The organism is Methanosarcina barkeri str. Wiesmoor (genome assembly GCF_000969985.1).
Classification (GTDB): Archaea; Halobacteriota; Methanosarcinia; order Methanosarcinales; family Methanosarcinaceae; genus Methanosarcina; species Methanosarcina barkeri_B.
Genome location: NZ_CP009526.1, coordinates 1847728 through 1868944, shown reverse-complemented (window position 1 = coordinate 1868944; position 21217 = coordinate 1847728). Strand labels below are relative to the sequence as shown.

The 21217-nt window shown below is 39.2% G+C and carries 15 protein-coding genes and 1 pseudogene; 3 read left to right on the top strand and 13 right to left on the bottom strand.

Features of this window, described 5'->3' with window-relative positions; all coding sequences use genetic code 11:
• Positions 1–48 precede the first annotated feature (48 nt).
• The 3 genes from tnpB to MSBRW_RS07920 all read left to right on the top strand — a co-directional run bounded on the left by tnpB (position 49) and on the right by MSBRW_RS07920 (position 3056).
• Complete coding sequence (gene tnpB, locus MSBRW_RS07930) at positions 49–1161, top strand: IS200/IS605 family element RNA-guided endonuclease TnpB (protein ID WP_011308162.1); 1113 nt, start codon at positions 49–51, stop codon at positions 1159–1161.
• Positions 1162–1382: 221 nt separating this feature from the next.
• Positions 1383–2159 (top strand): exodeoxyribonuclease III, encoded by a 777-nt coding sequence (locus MSBRW_RS07925; RefSeq protein ID WP_011308163.1) that lies wholly within the window; start codon positions 1383–1385, stop codon positions 2157–2159.
• A 591-nt stretch (positions 2160–2750) separates the two neighbouring features.
• A complete protein-coding gene (locus tag MSBRW_RS07920; RefSeq protein WP_011308164.1) occupies positions 2751–3056 on the top strand; it encodes a large conductance mechanosensitive channel protein MscL in 306 nt (101 codons plus the stop codon).
• Positions 3057–3238: 182 nt separating this feature from the next.
• On the opposite strand, the gene MSBRW_RS21990 is transcribed toward MSBRW_RS07920, so the two are convergent.
• From MSBRW_RS21990 to MSBRW_RS07865, 13 genes and pseudogenes are all read right to left on the bottom strand, one after another.
• Positions 3239–3403 (bottom strand): hypothetical protein, encoded by a 165-nt coding sequence (locus MSBRW_RS21990; RefSeq protein ID WP_155398158.1) that lies wholly within the window; start codon positions 3401–3403, stop codon positions 3239–3241.
• A 936-nt stretch (positions 3404–4339) separates the two neighbouring features.
• Positions 4340–4498 (bottom strand): annotated as a pseudogene (locus MSBRW_RS24225) (IS481 family transposase); the annotation flags it as partial.
• A 258-nt stretch (positions 4499–4756) separates the two neighbouring features.
• Positions 4757–5386 carry a LysE family transporter gene (locus MSBRW_RS07915; RefSeq protein WP_011308165.1) on the bottom strand — a complete coding sequence of 210 codons (630 nt, stop codon included), beginning with the start codon at positions 5384–5386 and terminating at the stop codon, positions 4757–4759.
• Positions 5387–5699: 313 nt separating this feature from the next.
• A complete protein-coding gene (locus tag MSBRW_RS07910; protein WP_011308166.1) occupies positions 5700–6452 on the bottom strand; it encodes an ABC transporter permease in 753 nt (250 codons plus the stop codon).
• The gene (locus tag MSBRW_RS07905; protein WP_011308167.1) at positions 6449–7249 is read right to left on the bottom strand and encodes a daunorubicin resistance protein DrrA family ABC transporter ATP-binding protein; all 801 of its coding nucleotides are present in this window, start codon (positions 7247–7249) and stop codon (positions 6449–6451) included. Before MSBRW_RS07905 ends, MSBRW_RS07910 begins: the two co-directional genes overlap by 4 nt.
• A 728-nt stretch (positions 7250–7977) precedes the next feature.
• Positions 7978–10218, bottom strand: coding sequence for a PAS domain S-box protein (locus tag MSBRW_RS07900; RefSeq protein ID WP_011308168.1), 2241 nt, complete (start codon positions 10216–10218; stop codon positions 7978–7980).
• 32 nt (positions 10219–10250) lie between these two features.
• Positions 10251–10697 (bottom strand): response regulator, encoded by a 447-nt coding sequence (locus tag MSBRW_RS07895; protein WP_011308169.1) that lies wholly within the window; start codon positions 10695–10697, stop codon positions 10251–10253.
• A 343-nt stretch (positions 10698–11040) separates the two neighbouring features.
• Complete coding sequence (locus tag MSBRW_RS07890; protein ID WP_048136537.1) at positions 11041–14337, bottom strand: PAS domain S-box protein; 3297 nt, start codon at positions 14335–14337, stop codon at positions 11041–11043.
• A gap of 965 nt (positions 14338–15302) precedes the next feature.
• Positions 15303–16538: an adenosylhomocysteinase gene (locus MSBRW_RS07885; protein WP_011308172.1), complete on the bottom strand. Its 1236-nt coding sequence runs from the start codon at positions 16536–16538 to the stop codon at positions 15303–15305.
• A 300-nt stretch (positions 16539–16838) separates the two neighbouring features.
• On the bottom strand, positions 16839–18137 hold the full coding sequence (locus MSBRW_RS07880; RefSeq protein WP_011308173.1) for an amidohydrolase family protein: 1299 nt from the start codon (positions 18135–18137) through the stop codon (positions 16839–16841).
• A gap of 341 nt (positions 18138–18478) precedes the next feature.
• Entirely contained in the window at positions 18479–19132 is a 654-nt protein-coding gene (locus tag MSBRW_RS07875; protein WP_048103460.1) for an HD domain-containing protein, read from the bottom strand.
• Positions 19133–19134: 2 nt separating this feature from the next.
• The gene (locus MSBRW_RS07870; RefSeq protein ID WP_011308175.1) at positions 19135–19896 is read right to left on the bottom strand and encodes a 4-phosphopantoate--beta-alanine ligase; all 762 of its coding nucleotides are present in this window, start codon (positions 19894–19896) and stop codon (positions 19135–19137) included.
• Between the two features lie 350 nt (positions 19897–20246).
• Complete coding sequence (locus MSBRW_RS07865) at positions 20247–21149, bottom strand: pantoate kinase (protein ID WP_048103461.1); 903 nt, start codon at positions 21147–21149, stop codon at positions 20247–20249.
• Positions 21150–21217 lie beyond the last annotated feature (68 nt).

Sequence of the window (21217 nt, the reverse complement as noted above, 5' to 3'; positions counted from 1 at the left end):
CTTATTTACCAAAAAATATATATATTGTTAAACAATATAATACTTTGTATGATGAAAGCGTTCAAATTTAGGCTCTATCCTACAGCTACACAAGCTGTTCAATTAAATCAGCATATAGGTAGCTGTAGGTTTGTCTACAATTGGGCACTTGATCAGAAAATTAAAACTTATGAACAGACAGGAAAATCAATTTCCAGATTTGACTTAAACAAAAAGCTTCCTGTCTTGAAAGCTTCTAATGAATGGTTAGGAGAAGTCAATTCTCAATCATTGCAGGGAATGACTAAGCAGGTTGAGTCTGCCTTCACTCGATTTTTCCGAGAGAAGAACGGCTTTCCTAAGTTCAAATCTAAGAAAAACCCAATTCAATCTTTTCCTGTACCTCAACACTACTCCGTAGACTTTGAAAAAAACACTATCAAGCTCCCTAAAATAGAACCAATTAAAGCAGTTTTTCACAGGAAGTTTGAGGGCGAGCTTAAAACAGCTACTGTTTCAAGGACATGTAAAGGACATTACTACATTAGTATCCTTGTTGAAGATGGAAACGAACTTCCTACAAAACAGAAGTATTCAGAATCTACTACAGTGGGTATAGATGTCGGGATTAAGGATTTTGCTATCCTTTCCACAGGAGAAAAGATTGAGAATCCTAAATACCTGAAAAACTCTTTGAAAAGGATAAAGGTTCTTCAAAAAAGAGTATCAAGGAAACAGAACGGTTCTAAGAACAGGGTAAAAGCCAAACATAGGCTTGCTGTACTCCATGACAAAATAACTAATCAGAGGAACGACTTCCAGAACAAACTCTCTTTTAAACTCATAAGCGAAAACCAAGCAATAGCTCTGGAAACTCTGAATGTTAAAGGAATGGTCAAGAATCATCATTTGGCACAGGCTATAAGTGATTCCGCATGGAGCAGTTTTGTAACAAAACTAGAGTATAAAGCTGAATGGTACGGAAAAACCATCCTGAGAATTGGACAGTTTGAACCATCTTCTAAAGTATGTCATGTTTGTGGATATCATAATTCAGATTTGACATTAAAAGATAGAGAATGGACTTGCCCAGACTGTAAAACAAAACATGATAGAGATATAAATGCCGCTATCAATATCAAGAAATTTGCTCTCATAGATCAAAATCTAATTGGATTATAACACCTGCGGAACGCGGGGAAGAGCTTGGGGACTTGCCCTCAATAGAGGGAGGAATGAACCAAGAAGACACTCAGTCTTTAGATGAGTGGTAGTTCACTTACTTAGACTTTGAATTATTTCCAGTTTAATTTAGTTTACTTAATTCATTTTATACTGTTCACCTCCTACTTCTTAGAGCCTTTGTTGTAATGTGAAATTCCAAAAAATCGCTAGGGATAAAAATGTCTGGTAACTATAATCTCATTTCCTGGAATGTAAACGGTCTTCGGGCTGTAATGAAAAAAGGTTTTCTTGAGCTTTTGCTGGAACAGAAATTTGATATTGTCTGCATTCAGGAAACTAAAGTTTCTCCTGATAAACTCCCGAGAGAAGCAAAGAACATTCCGGGCTACTACAATTATTTTGTCTCCGCAGAAAAAAACGGCTATAGCGGGGTTGGACTCTTCTCCAAAAAAAAGCCCCTGAAACTCGAAACCGGCATGGGAATCGAAAAATTTGACAAAGAAGGCCGCTTCCTGCGGGCCGATTTTGAGGATTTTACCTTGATGAATATCTATTTCCCTAATGGCAAGGCCTCTCTGGAACGCCTGGAATACAAAATGAGTTTCTACGAGGCTTTTTTAGACTATGCAAACTCTCTCAAAGCCGAAGGCAAAAGACTTGTCATTTGCGGGGATGTAAATACCGCCCACAAAGAGCTCGACCTTGCCCGCCCCAAGCAAAACGAAACGATATCCGGTTTTCTCCCTGAAGAGCGTGCATGGATGGATAAATTCCTTGCTGCCGGTTATCTTGACACCTTTCGTATGTTCAATCCTGAAGGCGGAAACTATTCCTGGTGGTCAATGAGAACAGGAGCACGTAAAAGAAATGTAGGATGGCGCCTGGACTACTTTTTCGTAAGTGAAAAACTGCGGGACAATGTAAAATCTGCTCCGATTTATAGTGAAATTATGGGTTCGGACCACTGCCCTGTAGGACTTGAACTCGAATTTTAAATTTTATATATAACAAAATTTCACAGTAAACGATGCCAATCGATAAAAGTTCACAAAAATATTTCACAAATAATTCAATATAGTTTAAATATAGTTTAAAAAGAGTTCAAATATAGTTTAAAAAGAGTTTAAAAAGAGTTTAAATTTACCCCTCTACTCCGACTTTCCAACTTCGGCAGCGTCTCAAAGTCTCAAATTTGCTGTAAATATGAAGTCAAGTTTTTACGTACTATGAAGAAAATGAATCTTCCGATATGGAATTTTCTACCCGGCAACTTTTTGTGATTTGTGGATTTTACAGAAAAATCGGCACACTACACTCTCAAATTTTAAATTTAAATTTTGTTAGTTCCCATTTTATGTTTGTTTTAGCCCCGCAGGTGCTGACGATTTTTCCCAACTATCAAAATACCGAAATTTTACCAGTTACTTGCAATCGAATAATTCTTAACTGATTTTCAGTCATAACTCTAATATAAAATTCATCCCTGGACGATTTATTAATAAAGGATGCAAAGAATAGATGGATTAACCAGTGATAATTTTATTATTATTTTTACTTTGTATGTCATTTCGCTGTTTGGGGGTAATATGGGACTTCTAAGTGAGTTTAAGGATTTTCTTTATGAATACAAGATAATTCCACTTGCAATTGCCTTCATTATGGGTATCGTATCCACGGCTCTTGTAAAATCGCTTGTGGACAACATCGTAATGCCGATTATCACACCTTTCGTGCCCGGGGGGGCCTGGAAAACTGCAACCTTTGAAATTGGGCCAATAGTACTGGGCTGGGGGGCTTTTCTGGGAGAACTGATAAATTTCATAGTTATTGCATTCGTGGTCTTTCTGGTTGCAAAAATGGTATTAAAAGAAGAAAAAGTAGAAAAGAAGTGATTTTAAAGTATTAGTGGTAGAAAAAACTGAATCTATGCCTTATAATCGCAAAAAACGAAAAATTCTGGCCGATGCAACCGTGTTTAATATCTTATTTATAGGGTACCTCCGCCAAAAGGCTGCTCTCCTGCGTCCTGCGTGACAAAAACGATAAGAACAGCTAAAGGATTTACGGGTCAGAATCAGGATTTCGAACCAATTTTTTCGTCTTTTTCGTCTTTTTCGTCTTTTTCGTCTTTTTCGTCTTTTTCGTCTTTTTCGTCTTTTTCGTCTTTTTCGTCTTTTTCGTCTTTTTCGTCTTTTTCGTCTTTTTCGGAAAGGCCGCTCTCCTGCGTCGAGCGTGACAAAAACGAAATAAGATGGCTAATATGGCTTTATGGTTCAGAATCCAGGCTTCAGGATTTTACTTCAGCCATTTAAAGTCCAATTTCTTAATGCGACAACCATTCAACGTTCATTCTTGCTTCTGGAAATATGGGTAAAACTGTAGTTAAAACGATAATGAAAGCTAATGAAAGCTAATTGAAACGATAACGAAAGCTAATGAAAGCTAATGAAGGCTAATTGAAGCGATGACGAAAACTAATTAAATCTACATGTTCCTTTTAATAGGCAGCACACTCTAAAATAGTAATTGACATTTTATCCAGAAAGCATCGAATAGTACACAATGTATATTTTTTAATGTTATGGAGTTTTAAAAAAGTATATCAAAATCTAAATATTTAATAATAGTTGTTTATAATATATTCTACGTTGTCGGTTATTGTAGAAAGCCCATATTTTTTTCCATACTCCTGGAATCTCAAACAAAATGCTTGGGCAATAAGTAAAGGGTGCGGTAAATGTTTAGAATAATATGTAGAAATAAACGTATTCAGATCACTATAAACGCATTCAGGTAATGTTATCTGCTGCATATTTATAACACCTCAATACCTGAGCATTATAGACTGATCATAACCTTTTGTGGTATGATGTTGTTGATTTTTTAGGTAAGGTTTCAGCCACTGGACCTAAAACTCCCCACCTGCCTGCTATTACAGATGAGGAATTTACAGTCTCAAGTTCGATTAATAGATTTAGGAGGTTTTTCTTTGCCTTTTGAACAAAGGTATATATGATGAACTTCTATTTAATACTTTTCTTTGAATTGATAATAACTAATGTTACTATAGTATTTAATTGTATTACTAGATTGAAGGAGACCAGCACATAAAAACTGCCACAATATTCAGGTAATAAGCCTGGTCAACTAACTTCTCCTCATTGGATAATAATTATTTACGTGGCTTTTCAGGATTCTTATCAACTTGAGGCATCTGGCCAGTCTCAACATAGTCTTTACAGATCTGCTGAACTCGACGAGTTGAGATTTTCTGGATCTCAGCTATCGTCAGGGTAGCTTCTCCTTTTAACTTTTGATCAATGATCCAGTGGATTTTTTCCCGTTAAATTTCATAATGAGTTCATCCCAAAACTTGAAATTTGCTTCTTGAGCCCTGTACTTTTTGGATAATCAATCAAGCTTATGATTATGAAAACAATTCTGAAAATTCCTAACGATTAAGAGTAAAGTGGCTTTTGAGATCGAATCAATATATAGGGATTAGAACCGACATTGTTAACGCGAAACAATTCCAGGATAAAACATATCCCGTTCTGAATGTCATATTCATTTCCGTCTGTAAAGAGAACAATCATAGAATATTTAGTGAACTCAAACCCATTTTAATAAAAGTCAATCCGAAGATAATCTGTGCAATCCCCAGAGCATGGATAATAGAAAAATAATGTTTACTATTTATAAAGGACTTTGACTTTTCTACAATTAATGTAATGGCTACCTTTGACCCGACAAGAAAGCTATAAAATCCTAATATGAACAGAACTGTAGCTGAAACATGAGTGTTCAGGCTCTTATAAATTATCGGCCCACCTATGGAAAACCAGAAAACATATGGATGAGGGTTTCCAAAATTCACAATAACTCCTTTTTTAAGGGCATCTTCTTTTTCTACATTTAATTCAACGCTGTCTTTTTTGATTTTCAGTGATTCGATTCCCGAATATATGAGATATGAAGCCCCAAAAAATGCAATGATTCCGATAATAAAATTATAACTTGTCAGATGCGACAGCACATACAATACGGATAAAATGATTGGCAGGTCTGTAATTAGAGGCGACACTGCAACCTTTATTCCTTCCCATTTGCCGTGCTGTAGAGTTTCAGAAATGGTTACGGCAAGCAGTGGACCTGGAGATGTTCCTGCAGCAAGGCCGAGAAACGACCCCAGGGCTAAAAACTCAACAAGATCTAGCACCATTAATGCCTCATTTTTATATGTAAATCCAAGGAATCTGCCTTAAATATTTAGTAACCGTGAATTCTGGACTCAGTTAGTTAGATGCCTTATTTAAAGCTATAATAATTTTAAGGTATATAATAGTACAACACTGGTGTATACTAATCATTAGTAATCATTAACAATCATTGGTAATCATTTATAACCAATAATTATCATCGATATTTATTACTAATTATTAATAATTATTAATAATCATCAGTGATCTATATAATACCTTAATTCATAATGAATTTTGGGCCTTGAATCCTTAAATTCTTAAAAAAGGAGGCTGTTACGCCTCTATTTTTGAAAACAGGAATGCTCCTATCATGCAGACAAAAGCCGAGAGCAAACCTATTATTGCCAGGTCATTATAGATGCCAAACACGTTCATTCCAGCAATAGCTCCTCTTAAGCCATCTACCCCATAGGTAAGCGGATCGATCCTGCTTATGAAATAGATCGACTGCGGCAGGTTCTCGAGGGGGAAGAGGGCGCCAGACAGGAAGAAGATAGGCATAATCAGGAAGTTCATGATCAGCTGGAAACCCTGCATATCTTTCATTTTTGAGGCTATGGCAAGGCCCAGGCCTGTAAAGAAGATAGCTATTAAGGACATGAAAACCAGCCCAACAGCAAGACTTGCAAGACTCGGAATCCTGAACCCTAGTAGATATGTCAGGCTCAGCACGATCAGACCCTGAATCATGGCTATGGTTGCACCCCCAAGAGTTTTTCCGATCATAATTTCTATTCTTGAGATCGGAGCTACCATAGTCTCTTTGAGAAAGCCAAATTGCCTGTCCCAGATGACCTCAAGCCCCGAAAAGATGGCAGTAAACAGAATAGACATTGAGACAATCCCTGGTGCAAGAAAATCCAGGTAGTTTTCCCCTCCGCTTGCCCTTGAATACATTGGACCGAACCCGAACCCAAATGTTATCAGAAAGAGTAGGGGTTGCCCGAGAGAACCCAGCAGCCTGGCTTTTGAGCGCCAGTAGTGTTTTAGCTGCCTGAGCCAGAGGATATAGATTACCTCGATCAATGCCTGACCCTCCTTCTCATACCCCTTATAGCTCGTACTCTGTGCCCAGACTCGTTATCATCTCTGATGTCCCGGCCTGTTAATTTCAAAAAAGCCTCTTCTAAAGATTCGGTTTCTGTCCGTTTCTTTATTTCTTCAACATTGCCGGACTCTATAATTTTTCCGTGGTCAATGATTGCAATCTGGTCTGCAACTGCTTCGGCTTCTTCCATGTAATGCGTGGTCAGAAAAATTGTCATTCCTTTTTCCTTATTCAGGCTCCTGATATGGCTCCAGATAGAGTTTCGAGTCTGAGGATCAAGGCCTACCGTGGGCTCGTCAAGGAAAAGGATTTTAGGGTAGTGGACAAGCGACCGCGCAATCTCAAGCCTGCGCTTCATGCCGCCTGAATAGTTTTTAACATAGTCTTCCCGCCTGTTCCAGAGCCCGACAATTTCCAGGGCTTTTCGGATTCTTTCGTCCCTTTCCTTTTTAGGTACCTTATAGATGACTGCGTGGTAAACAATATTCTCGTAAGCAGTCAGTTCTTCATCAAGGCTGGAGTCCTGAAAGACTATCCCGAAAGATGCACGGGCTTTGTCCTGCTCTTTAAGTGCATTGAAACCGTTAATGCTTATTTTTCCTGATGTGGGCTTCAAAACAGTTGTGAGCATTTTGATAGTTGTGGACTTACCTGCCCCGTTTGGACCGAGAAAAGCAAAGATCGAGCCGGTTTCAACATTGAAACTGATATCTTTTACAGCTGTAAAATCATCAAATTTCTTTGTGAGTGACTGGACTGAGAGTATATTTTGCATGGGTGAACCTGAGATGTTTTTTTTAATAAAGAAAGGTGAAATAATAGACTTTCTTCTGAGGTATTTCTTCTGTAAGATCTCTTCTGTTAAATTTCTTCGGGTAAATTTCTTCTGTTAGAAGTCTCTAGATCTCTACCGGTTCTAGGAAAACTCTGCGAGTTCTGAGAGCTCTGCGGAAATTCTACAGGAAAGAAGTATTTTTTAGAGAATTCATCTATAATTATTCTCATATAATTATTTTATTCTCCAGAGATAAATGCAGCATACAAGTCCTATTACGCACCAATTATGAATCATATGTATTTATGAATCATATGTATCAACTTGAATAATAACAGTTGTAACTTGAATAATATCAGTTGTAACTTGAATAATATCAGTTATAACTTGAATAATGTTAGTTATAACTTGAATAATGTTAGTTATAACTTGAATAATATTAGTTATGAATCAATTTGAATACAATATATACAGAATTTATTTGTAAAAATATTCACATAAATACATGTATTGTAAAAAGACATCCTGCGTTATAATTTTCAAAGCTTATGGTGCTTCGGTTATATCTAGTTAGTGTTATTTGTTATATAATTAAACAATGTAAAATATTGTATTTGTTATATAATAAAACAATGTAAAATAGTATATTACTGGACAGTGCAAGGTATGACAAAAATTTTAACTTCCAAAATAAGCGTTTCTATCGACTTGCTTTGACTGGCACATTTTTACTTATTGTCTTCTACTGTGATTTTTATTGTAAATTTGGTACTAGACTCCCTGTTCAATTCAAGTTCTCCGTCTAACTGGTCTACCAGAATGGTTACCAGTTGTAATCCAAGGGTATCGGAGTCTTCCAGACTGATGCTCTCAGGTATACCTACTCCGTTATCTGAAACGACCAAGATATAACTGGTACTTTTACATGCTTCGTTACTGTCTTCAATCCCGTTATCTTCAGATTTTTCATTTATTTCCCTGGAGAGTTTTATCTTAATTTCTCCTGTTCCCCTACCTGGAAATGCATGTTTAAGGGAATTTGAGACCAGTTCATTAACAATCATTCCTAACGGAACTGCAGTGTCCATATCGAAGAAAATATTTTCCTCTATTTCCAGAACCATTTTGACTTCTGAAACTCCAACGTTGTAACACCTGAAGAGCTCCTCAGTCAGTTTTTGAAGGTAAGTTGCAAAATTAAGAGTACTGATTTCTTTTGACCCATACAGTTCTTCGTGGATCAAAGCCATAGAAATAACCCTGTTCTGGCTGTCCCTGAAAGCTGCAAGCACCCTTGAAGTATCATAAATTTCATTGACAGCGAATTTTTCAGCTTGCAGGTCGAGCAGGGATGAAATTACCTGCAGATTATTTTTAATTCTATGATGAATTTCCTTTTTACGGGCTTCTTCAATTTTTTTCAGGAAATTTTCAGCCTCTTTTTTCTCAGTAATATCCATTGCGACGCAGATAACTCCTATAATGGTTCCTGTGGAGTCGTGCAGCGGCTCTGTGGTCATATCATGGACCAGATTACCACCAGAGGAAGCTGGCCTATGGGTAACAATCTCGTCACGTCGGCCGATTCCACTGGCTAAGACCTGACGCTTGATAGCGGTAAATATCTCAGCATCCTCTGGCTTGTATATATCGTAGTCACGCTTACCCAGGACATCCTCGATTTTGAAGCCAGGTGCTGGGTTGTACATCCATGTGTACCTCAGATCTAGATCCTGACTGAACATAACGATGCTTGAACCTCTCAGGGCGAGACGAAAGCGTTCCTCGGACTTTCGCAGCGCTTCTTCTGTCCGCTTACGCTCTGTGATATCCTTCATTATTCCGAGGACTTTGTTTGTAAGATAATTTCCCTTTTGAAGACAGATCCCGTGATCTTCAATATGGATATATTCTCCATCCTTCCTTCTAAAACGATACTCCAGGTGAAAGTTTTTCTTATTTTCAGTATCCTTTACGTCATATCCGCAGCCTTTCATCTTTTGATTCCAAACTTTCTTTTGGTCTTCAGGGTGGACGTTGTTTATCCATATATTAATACCAGTGTTCAGCAGTTCTTCCTGAGTATATCCTGTAATCTCCTCTATGGTGCCTGCCCAGTAAATTTTATTTTCTTCTATATCATGCTCATATATTAGCTGGCCTGTCTGTTCTGTAACAATCCTATACCTTTCCTCACTTTTGTGAAGCTTTTCTTCGGCTTTTTTACTTTCAGTTATATCTCTGGCAATAACTGAAATAGCCATTAGCTCTCCAGATATATCAAAAACCGGAGAAAGAGTCATTGAGATATCTATAATCGTACCGTCTTTTCTTAACCGTGAAGTCTCATACTGGTGAATCTTTTCTCCCTGTTTTACCATCTCAGTTATTTTTTGTGTTTCATTTCCCATGGCGTCTGGTATTAAAACTGTCACAGGCTTCCCTAAAATTTCTTCAGCTGGATATCCATAGATTTGCTCTGCTCCCAGGTTCCAGCTGGTAATAAAACCGTCAAGAGACCGAGTTACAATAGCATCATTTGACGATTCCACTATATTCGCTAAGTCCTGAACTCTTTCCTCTGCTTTTTTACGCTCAATGGAATACTGGATAGAACGTTTCAATAATCTGCTATCTACCTGCCCTTTGACCAGATAGTCCTGAGCACCTTTCTTTACAGCCTCAATTCCAATTTTTTCATCATTCATTCCCGTCAGAATTATAATGGGAATTCGTGAATTTCTTGCATGAATTTCAAGAAAAGTATCAATGCCCTCGCTATCTGGCAGTCCCAGGTCAGATAATATTATATCGAACGGATTCTCTTTAAGAAGACTCAAACCTTCATTCAGGGTCTCAACATTTTCAAGTAGATATCGAAAGTCGACGGACCCTTCGAGCATCTCTTCAATTAGACCTGCATCCCCGAGATTGTCCTCAAAAAGTAGGATTTTCACCTTCTCATCCATAGTCAAACCGTCCTATCCGGGTTATTCTAATCTTATTTTGACGGCAACTTTACAATCTCAAGCCAGAAATTTTCTATGGATTTAACTACGTCTAGAAATTGATCAAAGTCAACAGGTTTAGTAACATATGCATTGGCATGAAGATTGTAAGATTTCAATATGTCCTCTTCAGCTTTCGAAGTGGTTAAAACCACAATAGGTATGTTTTTAAGTTCATCGTCGCTTTTTACTTCCTCAAGAACTTCACGTCCATCTTTTCTGGGTAAATTTAAGTCCAGAAGTATTATATCCGGGCGTGGAGAACCTGAAAACTGCCCTTCACCACGTAAAAAAGCGATTGCTTCTTCTCCATCCTCTACAATATGAAGAATGTTCCCGATTTTTGCATCTTCGAAACCTTCTTCTATTAGGCCAATATCGCCTTTACTGTCTTCTACTACAAGGATCTCTACCGGTTTAAATGCTACCCGAGTTCTCATTTATATGACCATCCTGAATATATGTCAAAAACTTTGAGTTTTCCAAAACTGACAATCTTATTTCAAACTGACAATCTTATTTGAACCAAATTCATAAAAATTAAATTTTGTATAAAGATTATATTTTTACTGTATAGTCATTATCCATTCGTCTTCGGTTAAGTGAGGAATCGTGACAAATTGTCTCTATTTCCTCAACATTTGCCAAATATTTTTATAAATTATGAGCTGGAACAGAGAATCGATTTCATGTAAATATGCCAAAATTTAAGGCCGGCTTCTAATGTAAAATCGATAGCTTTCAGGCAAGAAAATTCCTTAACCGATGACCAATGAGTCGTTATCAGGAATTCACGGTATTGTCGTTGTCACAAACTTTTGTAGGAATTACTGGTAAAGTGAAGTAAAAGGTTGAACCATTGCCTGTTTCAGATTCTACCCAAATCCGTCCTTTATGCCTTTCCACGATTTTTTTACAAATTGAAAGCCCTATGCCTGTCCCTGGATACTCTTCTCTTTTATTAAGTCTTTTAAAAACTTCGAAAATCCGTTCAGCGTATTTAGGGTCAATTCCGATCCCATTATCTTTTACTGAAAATAACCATTGATCAGCCTGTTTTTCGGCAGAAATTTCAATTTTCGGGGCATTTTCACTGCGGAATTTTATAGCGTTGCTTATAAGATTCTGAAAGAGCTGAGTAAACTGGACAGGGTCTGCCATTACTACAGGTAAAGAACCAGAAGAGATACTGGCTTCATTTTCTTTTATAGATACATCTAAATCAAATAACACACGATCCAGAACAGATTTGCAATCAATAGGCTCGAATTCTCTGGCTCTTGTAGTTACTCGAGAAAATTCCAGAAGATCGTTTATCAGGTTTTGCATGCGGGACGCCCCATCCACAGCAAAATAGATGTATTTATCAGCCCTCTCGTCAAGCTTTCCCTGATATTTTCTTTGTAAAAGCTGTAAATAACTTGCTATCATTCTCAAGGGTTCTTGCAAGTCGTGGGATGATACGTAGGCAAATTGTTCCAGCTCCGCGTTTGAGCGAGCAAGCTCCTCTAATTTCAGTTTTAGCATCTCTTCTGCCTTTTTCCGTTCGGTGATGTCACGAGCAGCTGCAAAAACTCCAATAACCTCACCATTTTCGTCTTTATAAATCGAAGCATTATACAAAACAGGAGTTACCTGACCATTTCTGTGCTGAATTTCAAGAAGATAATCCCGGACTTCACCTTTTACAAACGCCTGCCGATATCCTGTACTCGCTTTTTCAGGCTCAGTAAAATAATCCGAAAAATCAGTTCCGGTCAACTCATTTCTGGAATAACCGGTAATCAGTTCTGTAGCCTTATTCAAATCAGTTATCTTTCCGTCAGGCCCAATAGTAACCAGCGGGTCCATACTGGCTTCAATAAGGCTACGGTTATAAATATTTGATAATCTCAAAGCCTCCTCAGCCATTTTTTGCTCTGAGATATCTCGTGCTGCAGCAAAGATGCCGATAACTTCTCCAGCTTCATCCCTGTAAACCGAAGCATTGTACAAAACCGGCGTTATATTTCCATTTTTATGCCGAATTTCCAGAGGATAATTTTGCACCAGTCCTTTCTGGAACACATACTGATATGCTTCTCTAGCTTTCTCAGATTCGGTGAAATAATCCGAAAAATCAGTCCCAATTAATTCATCACGAGAATAACCTATAACAGATTCTGTTGAGTTATTCACATCAGTAATTTTACCATCCAGATCAATAGTTACAAAAGGATCTATGCTGGCCTCAATAAGACTGCGGTTATATGAGTTAACCAGTTTTAAGGCTTCTTCAGCTTTTTTTTGCTCAGTAATGTTCTGGACTGTTCCTCTCATATGGATAGGGGTATTTTCTTCATTAAAAATAACCTCAGCCTGTTCATGTACAATACGCTCTTCTCCACTGACTAAAGTAATACGGTGATTAATACTGTATTTTTTTCCGTTTAAAGCTTCTTTAACAGCCTTATTTACATAATCTCGATCGTCTGGATGTACATAATTCAGAAATGCATCGAAAGTTGTCCCGAACTCTTGAGGGCTGCGTTCAAAGATGCAATAAATTTCATCAGACCAGTATAATTCATTAGTTATAATGTTCCAGTCCCAGTTTCCAAGGTGTGCCATCCTTTGAGCTTCAGAAAGACTCCTTTTGCTTTCTTTCAAAGAATTACAAGCCTTTTCAACTTCCGATGTCCTTTCTTTAACTAACTCTTCTAAATTATCAAGGGTTTCTTTTAACCTGGCTTCAGCTTTTTTTATTTCGATAATATCACGGGAAATAGCAAGGACGGAAGTCACTTTGCCATTAACAAATTCAGGTACTATTCTTGTGTTAAAATAGTATTCTTTTCCTTGAGGCGATCTATACTGGAATTCCATTGTCCCCGATTTTCCTGTAGCAAAAACATTCTGATGATGTTTTTCCCAGAGCTCTATCTGTTCAGGGTCTCTTCCCAGTTCACAATGAGTTTTCCCGATGATTTCGTCCTGAGAACAACCATAGACTTCGGCAGCGGCAGGATTTACATACATATGGCGATTTTTTCTATCAAATCGGGCAATTATGTCAGGAGAATTTTCTGCCAGTGTGCGGAATTCGTTTTCACTCTTTTTCAGATCTTTTTCAGCCTTTTTGCGTTCGTTAATATCACGAGCAACATGCACACTCCCAATAATTTTCCCTTTGGAATTATAGAGTGGCGAGACACTTAATATAAAATAACCACCCAGGCATTCCTCAAAAATCTCTGTAGTATGTTCAAGCCCGTCCTCAATCAAAAGCCTGTGCGGACAAAAAGAAGGAGGACTAGCTGTCCCGTGCAAAGCCCGATAGCAGATTAACCCTATACACTCTTCCGGTTTCAGCCCTAATCTTGCCGCCATTGCCTTGTTTGCACGAACAATCCGGTATTTATCGTCGAGTATGGCTATCAGGTCTGGCATGGAATCAAAGGTGGATCCCCAGTATTGTGTGACTTGAAAAGCTTTCTCTTTTTCCTTTTTGCGTCTGGAACTCTCGATTTGTGTCCATTTCTCTTCTTTTTTAACCAGGGCAAATTGATGGTTGATAACTACATCAATAATTTCGGTTGCACTGCACCTCTCAAGGCAATATGTGCACAGGGCTATCATGGAATAGTTGCCGATGATGCTGTCGATTTCTTTTTCATAATCAACAAAACTGTTCCAGTCATTCTTCTCCAGCCAGAAGGTGTTTCCGCTCAACCTTAAACCGTCGTAACCGTCAGCCAGAGCTCGATTGAGTTTTTCTATCCAGCCGTTAAGCACTTTTTGCGAATCAAAAATTCCCTCTTTGACATACCAGTAAGTGTAAGGAATAATTTCAATTTGTCCTTTTTCCAGATAAACATCAATCTCAGGAATAGCTTTTCTAAGAGCGCCTTTTGCCTCTTCGACTTCCAGGGGCTCTGATGTAACCCACATACAGAATTCGTTATTTTCCAGACCGGCTTTAAAATAAGGAACAAGTATGTCAATTAAATCCTGTTTTGTCTGGTAAAATTGACAGAAATGCGTTCCCCAGGGCACTTCTCCAATAATGTCAATTCCAGAATTTCTCAAACTTTTTTCCATTTCAACCCTTTCCGAATCTCAAAGGTAATTTAAAGGCTAGTGTCCTGGCAATTTAATTATTGAACATAATCATAGCAGCTTCTCATCAGAGTACACTGATTTTGAGCTCATTAGATAATTAATAACTAAATTTTCATGACACTAGTATTTAACAAGGTGCAAGGAATTCGTCACCTGCACGTAATTTGTCACTTATAAGATCAGACAATTTTTCTAAAATTTTGCTATATCAATCAGTTTATTCATTATCCCTTTTCCAGAACTTTCAAAATCCGAAACCTGACAGCAAAATTTTTGATCAAATCGTTCGATCTAATCTTTTGATGTTTAACGCTCAATTTTTAATCCACTTTCTGTAAAGTTTTTGGCCTTTGGATGTTTTTTCATACACCAACTATCCATTATTTTCCAACGTATGTTAATCAATAGTTTATAACCAGGATCTCAAGAGTGCTTTACGATCATTGCTACTATCGATTTCACGTATAATTTCCTTATTAAAAGTGAATCAAAATATTTTACAAAAAGTAATAAATATATTATTTTTTCCAAAGGCAGTTGTAAATAAATTATACATTAATTATGTCCTTTACGTGTTATGGGTTATAAAACTGTCTATGATAAATATCAAAATATGCATCCTTTGTCAAAAATTATTAAAAAATAGGTGCAGTCACAATTACAAAGTATGAAAATATATATAATGTAGAATAATGCTTATGAAGTACAGTAATTTTTAGAAAGTAAAATTGATTTTATAGTTGTGTTAAGTTTGTAAAATACGCGTTAATTTATTACAGAGTGTATTAGTTTTTATAAGTGTCTTAAAGATTCGGAAATGCAGCAAATAATATCACCTTTTGAGAATGGAACACAATCAAAAATTAAAAATGATGATATTCACCGCATTTCTAAAATATTATAGTTTTTTGATTGCGGAAATTATTCTCTATTACTTTTCTAAATTATGTCCCGCACTCCCAACCGCTCATGTAGCATTCCTGTGTCGTCGTGAGTTCATCGATGGTTATGCCCATTGACTGAAGTTTCATTCTTGCCACAAAAGTATCAAGTTCCAGAGGTACCTTATGGACTCCGTTCGGAAGCTTGTTTTCAGCAATATAACGCACACAGAGAGCCTGGTTTGCAAAACTCATATCCATAACCTCGGCGGGATGACCGTCGCCAGCAGCCAGATTGACCAGCCTGCCTTCGGCTATGACATTAATGCGCCTGTCGCCGAGATCGTATTCTTTTATATTGTGTCTTACGGTCCGGACGGATTTCGCAAGAGATTCAAGGGCTCCCATATCGATTTCCACATTGAAGTGGCCGGAATTTGCAAGGATTGCTCCGTCAGGCATGGACTTGAAATTTTCGGCTGTGAGAATATCGCGGTTTCCTGTGGTGGTCACAAAGATTTCACCTAATTTTGCAGCATCTGCCATCTTCATAACCCTGTAACCGTCCATCCTGGCTTCAAGAGCTCTTACAGGATCGACTTCGGTAACGATTACATTTGCCCCAAGGCCTGAAGCACGCATTGCAACTCCGCGCCCGCACCAGCCGTAACCTGCAACAACAACGTTTTTGCCTGCTACTAGGAGGTTTGTTGTCCTGTTAATCCCATCCCAGGCTGACTGGCCTGTCCCGTAGCGGTTGTCAAAGAGGTATTTGGTCATGGCGTCGTTTACTGCGATTACCGGCATTTTCAGAGCTCCTTCTTTTTCCATCGCATGAAGCCTGTGAACACCAGTTGTTGTTTCTTCGCAGCCGCCAAGAATATTCGGAAGCAGGTCGGTCCTTTCTGTATGTAATTTAAAGATAAGGTCTGCCCCGTCATCGATTGTGATATCGGGTTTAATGTCCAGGACTTGGTCGATTGCTTTGTAATATTCCTGGCTTTCGACTCCGTATTTTGCAAAACAGTTTATGTTCTTGCGGGTGCCGAGGGCAAGGGACACGTCATCCTGCGTGCTGAGAGGATTGCAGCCGGTAATTGCTACCTCTGCACCGCCCGCAGCGAGGGTCTCTACAAGGACTGCAGTTTTTGCTTCCACATGCAGAGCCATTCCTACCTTCATCCCCTTTAGGGGTTTTTCCTCCTCAAATTTTTTCCTGACGATGGCAAGTACAGGCATATGGTTTCTTGCCCAGTCCATCTTCATGTTTCCGGATTCTATGAGTTCTTTTTCGGTCATGTTCATCCCGTAATATCAAATATGCGGTTGAGTTCGATCTTAATTCTAGCTTCAAACATAAGTGTTTATCCTTTACTCATTCAGATTACTAATTCATTCAGGTATCACAGTGAAACATTCTTGACATAAATTATTAGACATAAATTATTAGACATAAATAATTCTTAACATAATATTCTTGACATAAATTATTAGACATAAATTATTCTTAACATAACATTCTTAACATAAATAATTCTTAACATAATATTCTTGACATAAATTATTCTTGACATATATTTTTTGCCATAAGTAAAGTTCTCAGGCGTTTACCCTTGTAACAAGCTCTTCTGCGGCTTTTTGAGCATCTTCCATAACTTTCTGCTCGTCCAGGGCCAGCACTTTGTAATCATCCATAAGGACTTTCCCATTTACAATTGTTGTCCTGACGTCGCTTCCTTTTGCAGAGTACACCAAGTGGGAGGGAACATCAAAACAGGGGGTAAGATGCGCTTTTTTCATATCTACCACGATAAGGTCCGCTTTCATTCCTACTTTCAACATGCCGGTTTCCGTGCCAAGGGCTTTTGCACCGTTCACAGTACCCATTTGAAGCACCTGTCGCGCAGGAAGGGCAGTAGGGCTGAAAGTATTGACTTTATGCAGAAGAGCAGCCGTTTTCATCTCCTCAAAAAGGTCAAGGTTATTGTTTGAGGCACAACCATCCGTACCAAGGCTCACATTGACTCCTTTTTCGAGCATCTTGTATACAGGTGCAATCCCTGAAGCTAGTTTCATATTACTTATGACATTATGAGAAACATTTACTCCTCTTTTTCCCAGGATTTCTATGTCGCCGTCCGAAAGCCAGACACAGTGAGCAGCAAGCACATCAGGCCCTAAAAATCCTATGTCTTCCAGAAGGTGCACCGAACATTTCCCGTACCTTTCTTTCATAGCCAGGAGTTCGGCTTCCGTTTCAAGGAGATGGATATGGATTCCTGCACCATCCCTGTTGGCTTCTTCCCTTACCTTTGCAAGAAATTCTTCAGAGCAGGTATTCGGGGCATGAGGCCCATACATTGTTTTTATCCTGCCGTCAGCCGCTCCCTGCCAGGCCCGGACAAAGCGCTTCCCTTCTTTTAGGTCTGTTGCGCCCTTTTCTTCGTTCCAGAGTTCGATAAGCCCATGGCAAAGTGAAGCCCGAAGCCCTGATGCCTCAACAGCTTTTGCAGTCTCGTCCATATAAAAGTACATGTCCGCAAAAGAAGTAGTGCCTGACCTGATCATCTCCAGGCAGGCAAGCAGACTGCCTTTATAAACATCTTCTGCAGTCAGCTTTGCCTCGGCAGGCCATATATGCCCTTCAAGCCAGTCTGCAAGCTGCAAATCGTCGGCATAACCCCGAAAAAGAGTCATTGCAGCATGAGTATGCGTATTTACAAGCCCTGGCATTACTACCGAATGTTTTGCATCAATTACGGTATCGGCACTTTCACTGGTCTTTTCTCCGATTTCCGTAATCTTTCCGTCTTCGATGACAACAGTCCCATTTTTGAGATCTCCCTCATCGGGGTCCATTGTCATAACGTAAGCATTTTTTACAATTATGTCAGCCATACAATCAAATCCGTCAGGTAATGAAATGAAGCTGTTAGACTATTCTGAATTTAAGAATTCTGTCCAAATTAAAGAAGTACTGGACTTAACAGGTAACTAAAATTAAAAGGTATTGGAATTAAGAGGTTATCCTAAAAAAAGTTGTCCTGAGAATTATGCTAAAACCCTGTGAAAAACTCATAAATTTATGAGAAAATAAGAATTCCTGAGAAAATAAGAATTCCTGAGAAAATAAGAATTCCTGAGAAAATATACTTTTTTCAGTATTTGCGCTTTACTGTCGAGTTTCATCCCACCAAAATTTTAAAACCTGTTAAAGCCTACTCAAACTTGCTCCTTACTCAGAGCCCTCTTTCGTCAATCCCGGCCTCCAGGTTCAGGGCTTTAAGATAAATACGCATGATTTTCAGCCTTTCATCGGCAATCTTTTTTGCAGTGTCGGTATTCAACTTTTCAGGAATTGTGAAAGGTTTGTACTGCATATATTCGTTAAAGCCTTCAATAGGGTCTTCAATGTACACGGTTCTTTTTGAACTCCCCTTATCCATCCCTGTTGTGTGCTTTAACATCCTGAGAGCTCCCATGGAAAGAACAGCCCTGAAGATCCCCACTGCTCCAAGGGCATCAAGCCTGTCGGCGTCCTGCAAAATTCGAGCTTCGAGACTATCCGGCTTTTCCCCTGCACTGAAGCGATGCGTCCGGATACAACCAGTAACAGCTTCAATAACCTCTTTTCCGAGCCCTGTTCTCGAAAGAAATTCAGAAGCAATGTCGGCACTGTATACGGCATGGTCCCCGCCCTCTTCATGTTCTTTAATTACGCCGACATCATGGAGGAGAGCTGCAAGCTGAAGTACGAGAAGATCGCCACCTTCTTCCTTCTGGATTTCCAGGCAGAGAGCTTCTACTCGATTTATATGAGACATATCGTGGGAACTGGGCTCGCCTTCAAGAAAAGTAGTTACAAATTCCCTCGTTTTCTCTATCAGATCCATATTCATTGTTCCAATTCTACAGTCATCGCTTTAAGGTTTTCCTGGATTTCAGAAATCGCCTCTATGAGAACTTTTTTATTATCATAAGTCGTGATTAATTTCACAAGTTCTTCATTTCTCTCCTTTTTTAGTTCCACTCCGAACTTGATCATGTTTTCAAGTGCACGGGTAAGGTTGTCAACTATCGAGATTGTAGCCATCTTTGAAGTCCTTGAGAGAGGGTTCAGGTCAATAGCTATAACAGTCTTTCCCATTTCTACAAGTTTCTCACAACGGTCTCCGTCTTCCAGTGGGACAAGCACTACATCTGCAGAATATATCCCTCGGCTTTCTACCAGCCGCCTGGCATGAGAGAGTTCAAGGCTCACATCTGGATTTTTCCCGAGTACCTCAGAAGCCCCGTTGGCTTTGAGCTGTTCTATTATGAGGTGGACTCTTGTTTCGGTTCTGTGGAAGAGATTGACCTCGAGCTTTGCTTCTGTAACATCTGCAAGGGCGACAATTTTGTCAGGAGCGAGAACTGCAGCATTGCCGTTTACGGAAATCACGGGGTTCTTTGCCAGAAGCAGTGCAGCAACTGCTGCTCTTTCAGCATACAGAGCAGACTTGGTGCTTCGCTCACCTATGAGGTAATCAAAGCTTTCGCCTCTTCCCTGGGAAATCAACCCCTGAACGCTTGTAATTCCCATTTTTACCCCGGCTGCAACCTTTTCACGGGCTAACAGGGACTCATACCTTGGGTGGTCTTTGGGTATCTCGGTCATATCGGTCGCTTACCTTTTTTTAATTTACTTTCCAGTATCTTTTTATATTTATGAACTTAATCCGTAAATGAGTTTCATCAGTTTTAATATAAACTGCTTGATTGTCAGTTTTAATATAAACTGCTTGATTGTCAGTTTTAACATAAACTGCTTGATTAGTTCAGAACACTCAAATAAAACACTAAAATGAGTAATCTGAATTATATGAATTATATATTACTATTTGATCCCAAATTTCTATCTCTACTTTCTTTAACTCTCTTTAAGTTATAGGGAGACTAGTTACGCAGCAATTTTCTGCAGGTATTTTATTATTTTCCTGGCTCATTCAAAATATGTTCTGCCTGAACTCATTCGTTCATTAGTTTCGGCACACAGGTACTTATGCCGTATTCCAGCACCTCACCAAATTCCTGGAGGGCTTCGTAGAGACGGAACTGCTGGGAGTAAGGGGCAATTGCAAAAACCGTATCTCCAAGCATTGCCTGGGAAGCTAACCCACCATTTGCGTTTGCAGTTTCGATCACATCTTTTGCCCTGCTGCTCATAAGATCTGTTTTACTGGCAAATGCTTTTGCCTGCTGCATGAAGTTCTCAAGAGTTGGCTTTTTAAGCAGCTCGGACATAGCTTCTTTTCCTGCGCTGTTAATTCTTGAGGCTGCAGCTTCATCCCTCAGGACCGAACCGGTAGAAATCTCACCAAGCACAATACAAAAGACCCTGACTTCGGGAGCCGGAATCCCATCCACAAGCCCGAATTCGGGTCCACCCGGCTGCAGTCTGATCACTACTCCACCGCTGGACTGGGCAGCAATATCCCCAAGTCCGCTGCAATTGACAACCTCAGCCACATGAGCATGTTCAGTCAGGCTTTTTACGGTCTGATTCAGGGAAAGTGCATTGTTCAGGGCATAGGCTGTCCCGAGAGCTCCTGCACCTGAAGCTCCAAATCCGCATCCGGTTGGAATTTCTGCCCAGCTCTTTATTCTTACGGGCAGTTCAGTCATCATCTCTGCGACAGTCCGAGTAGTTCTGCCTTCAACTCTCTTTCCATTAAGGAAAATTTCGGTTTTTTCTACAGATCTCCCGATCTTTACTTCGGTGGTTACGCCTCCATTCAGGACGATTCCGCAGCCTGTAGAACCCTTACGATGAGGGTTTTCATGCTCATGAATCTGGAAAAAACCTGTGATGTGTCCCGGAGCATAGGCCTTTGCCTGAATATCTGCTCCTTCACTCTCATATATATACATAGAAAACGCCTTTTTTGTCACTTCACTCATTTTTTCAAAGTTCGTTCGTGTTTTGCAGGATACTTTGC

Bases quoted from the DNA above. Each gene is read 5' to 3' on its own strand.
- MSBRW_RS07895 (WP_011308169.1), bottom strand. From the start codon at position 10,697: ATGAGAACTCGGGTAGCATTTAAACCGGTAGAGATCCTTGTAGTAGAA.
- MSBRW_RS07900 (WP_011308168.1), bottom strand. From the start codon at position 10,218: ATGGATGAGAAGGTGAAAATCCTACTTTTTGAGGACAATCTCGGGGAT.
- MSBRW_RS07915 (WP_011308165.1), bottom strand. From the start codon at position 5,386: ATGGTGCTAGATCTTGTTGAGTTTTTAGCCCTGGGGTCGTTTCTCGGC.
- MSBRW_RS07905 (WP_011308167.1), bottom strand. From the start codon at position 7,249: ATGCAAAATATACTCTCAGTCCAGTCACTCACAAAGAAATTTGATGAT.
- MSBRW_RS07880 (WP_011308173.1), bottom strand. From the start codon at position 18,137: ATGGCTGACATAATTGTAAAAAATGCTTACGTTATGACAATGGACCCC.
- MSBRW_RS07920 (WP_011308164.1), top strand. From the start codon at position 2,751: ATGGGACTTCTAAGTGAGTTTAAGGATTTTCTTTATGAATACAAGATA.
- MSBRW_RS07875 (WP_048103460.1), bottom strand. From the start codon at position 19,132: ATGGATCTGATAGAGAAAACGAGGGAATTTGTAACTACTTTTCTTGAA.
- MSBRW_RS07885 (WP_011308172.1), bottom strand. From the start codon at position 16,538: ATGACCGAAAAAGAACTCATAGAATCCGGAAACATGAAGATGGACTGG.
- MSBRW_RS07870 (WP_011308175.1), bottom strand. From the start codon at position 19,896: ATGACCGAGATACCCAAAGACCACCCAAGGTATGAGTCCCTGTTAGCC.
- MSBRW_RS07925 (WP_011308163.1), top strand. From the start codon at position 1,383: ATGTCTGGTAACTATAATCTCATTTCCTGGAATGTAAACGGTCTTCGG.
- tnpB (WP_011308162.1), top strand. From the start codon at position 49: ATGATGAAAGCGTTCAAATTTAGGCTCTATCCTACAGCTACACAAGCT.
- MSBRW_RS07865 (WP_048103461.1), bottom strand. From the start codon at position 21,149: ATGTATATATATGAGAGTGAAGGAGCAGATATTCAGGCAAAGGCCTAT.
- MSBRW_RS07890 (WP_048136537.1), bottom strand. From the start codon at position 14,337: ATGGAAAAAAGTTTGAGAAATTCTGGAATTGACATTATTGGAGAAGTG.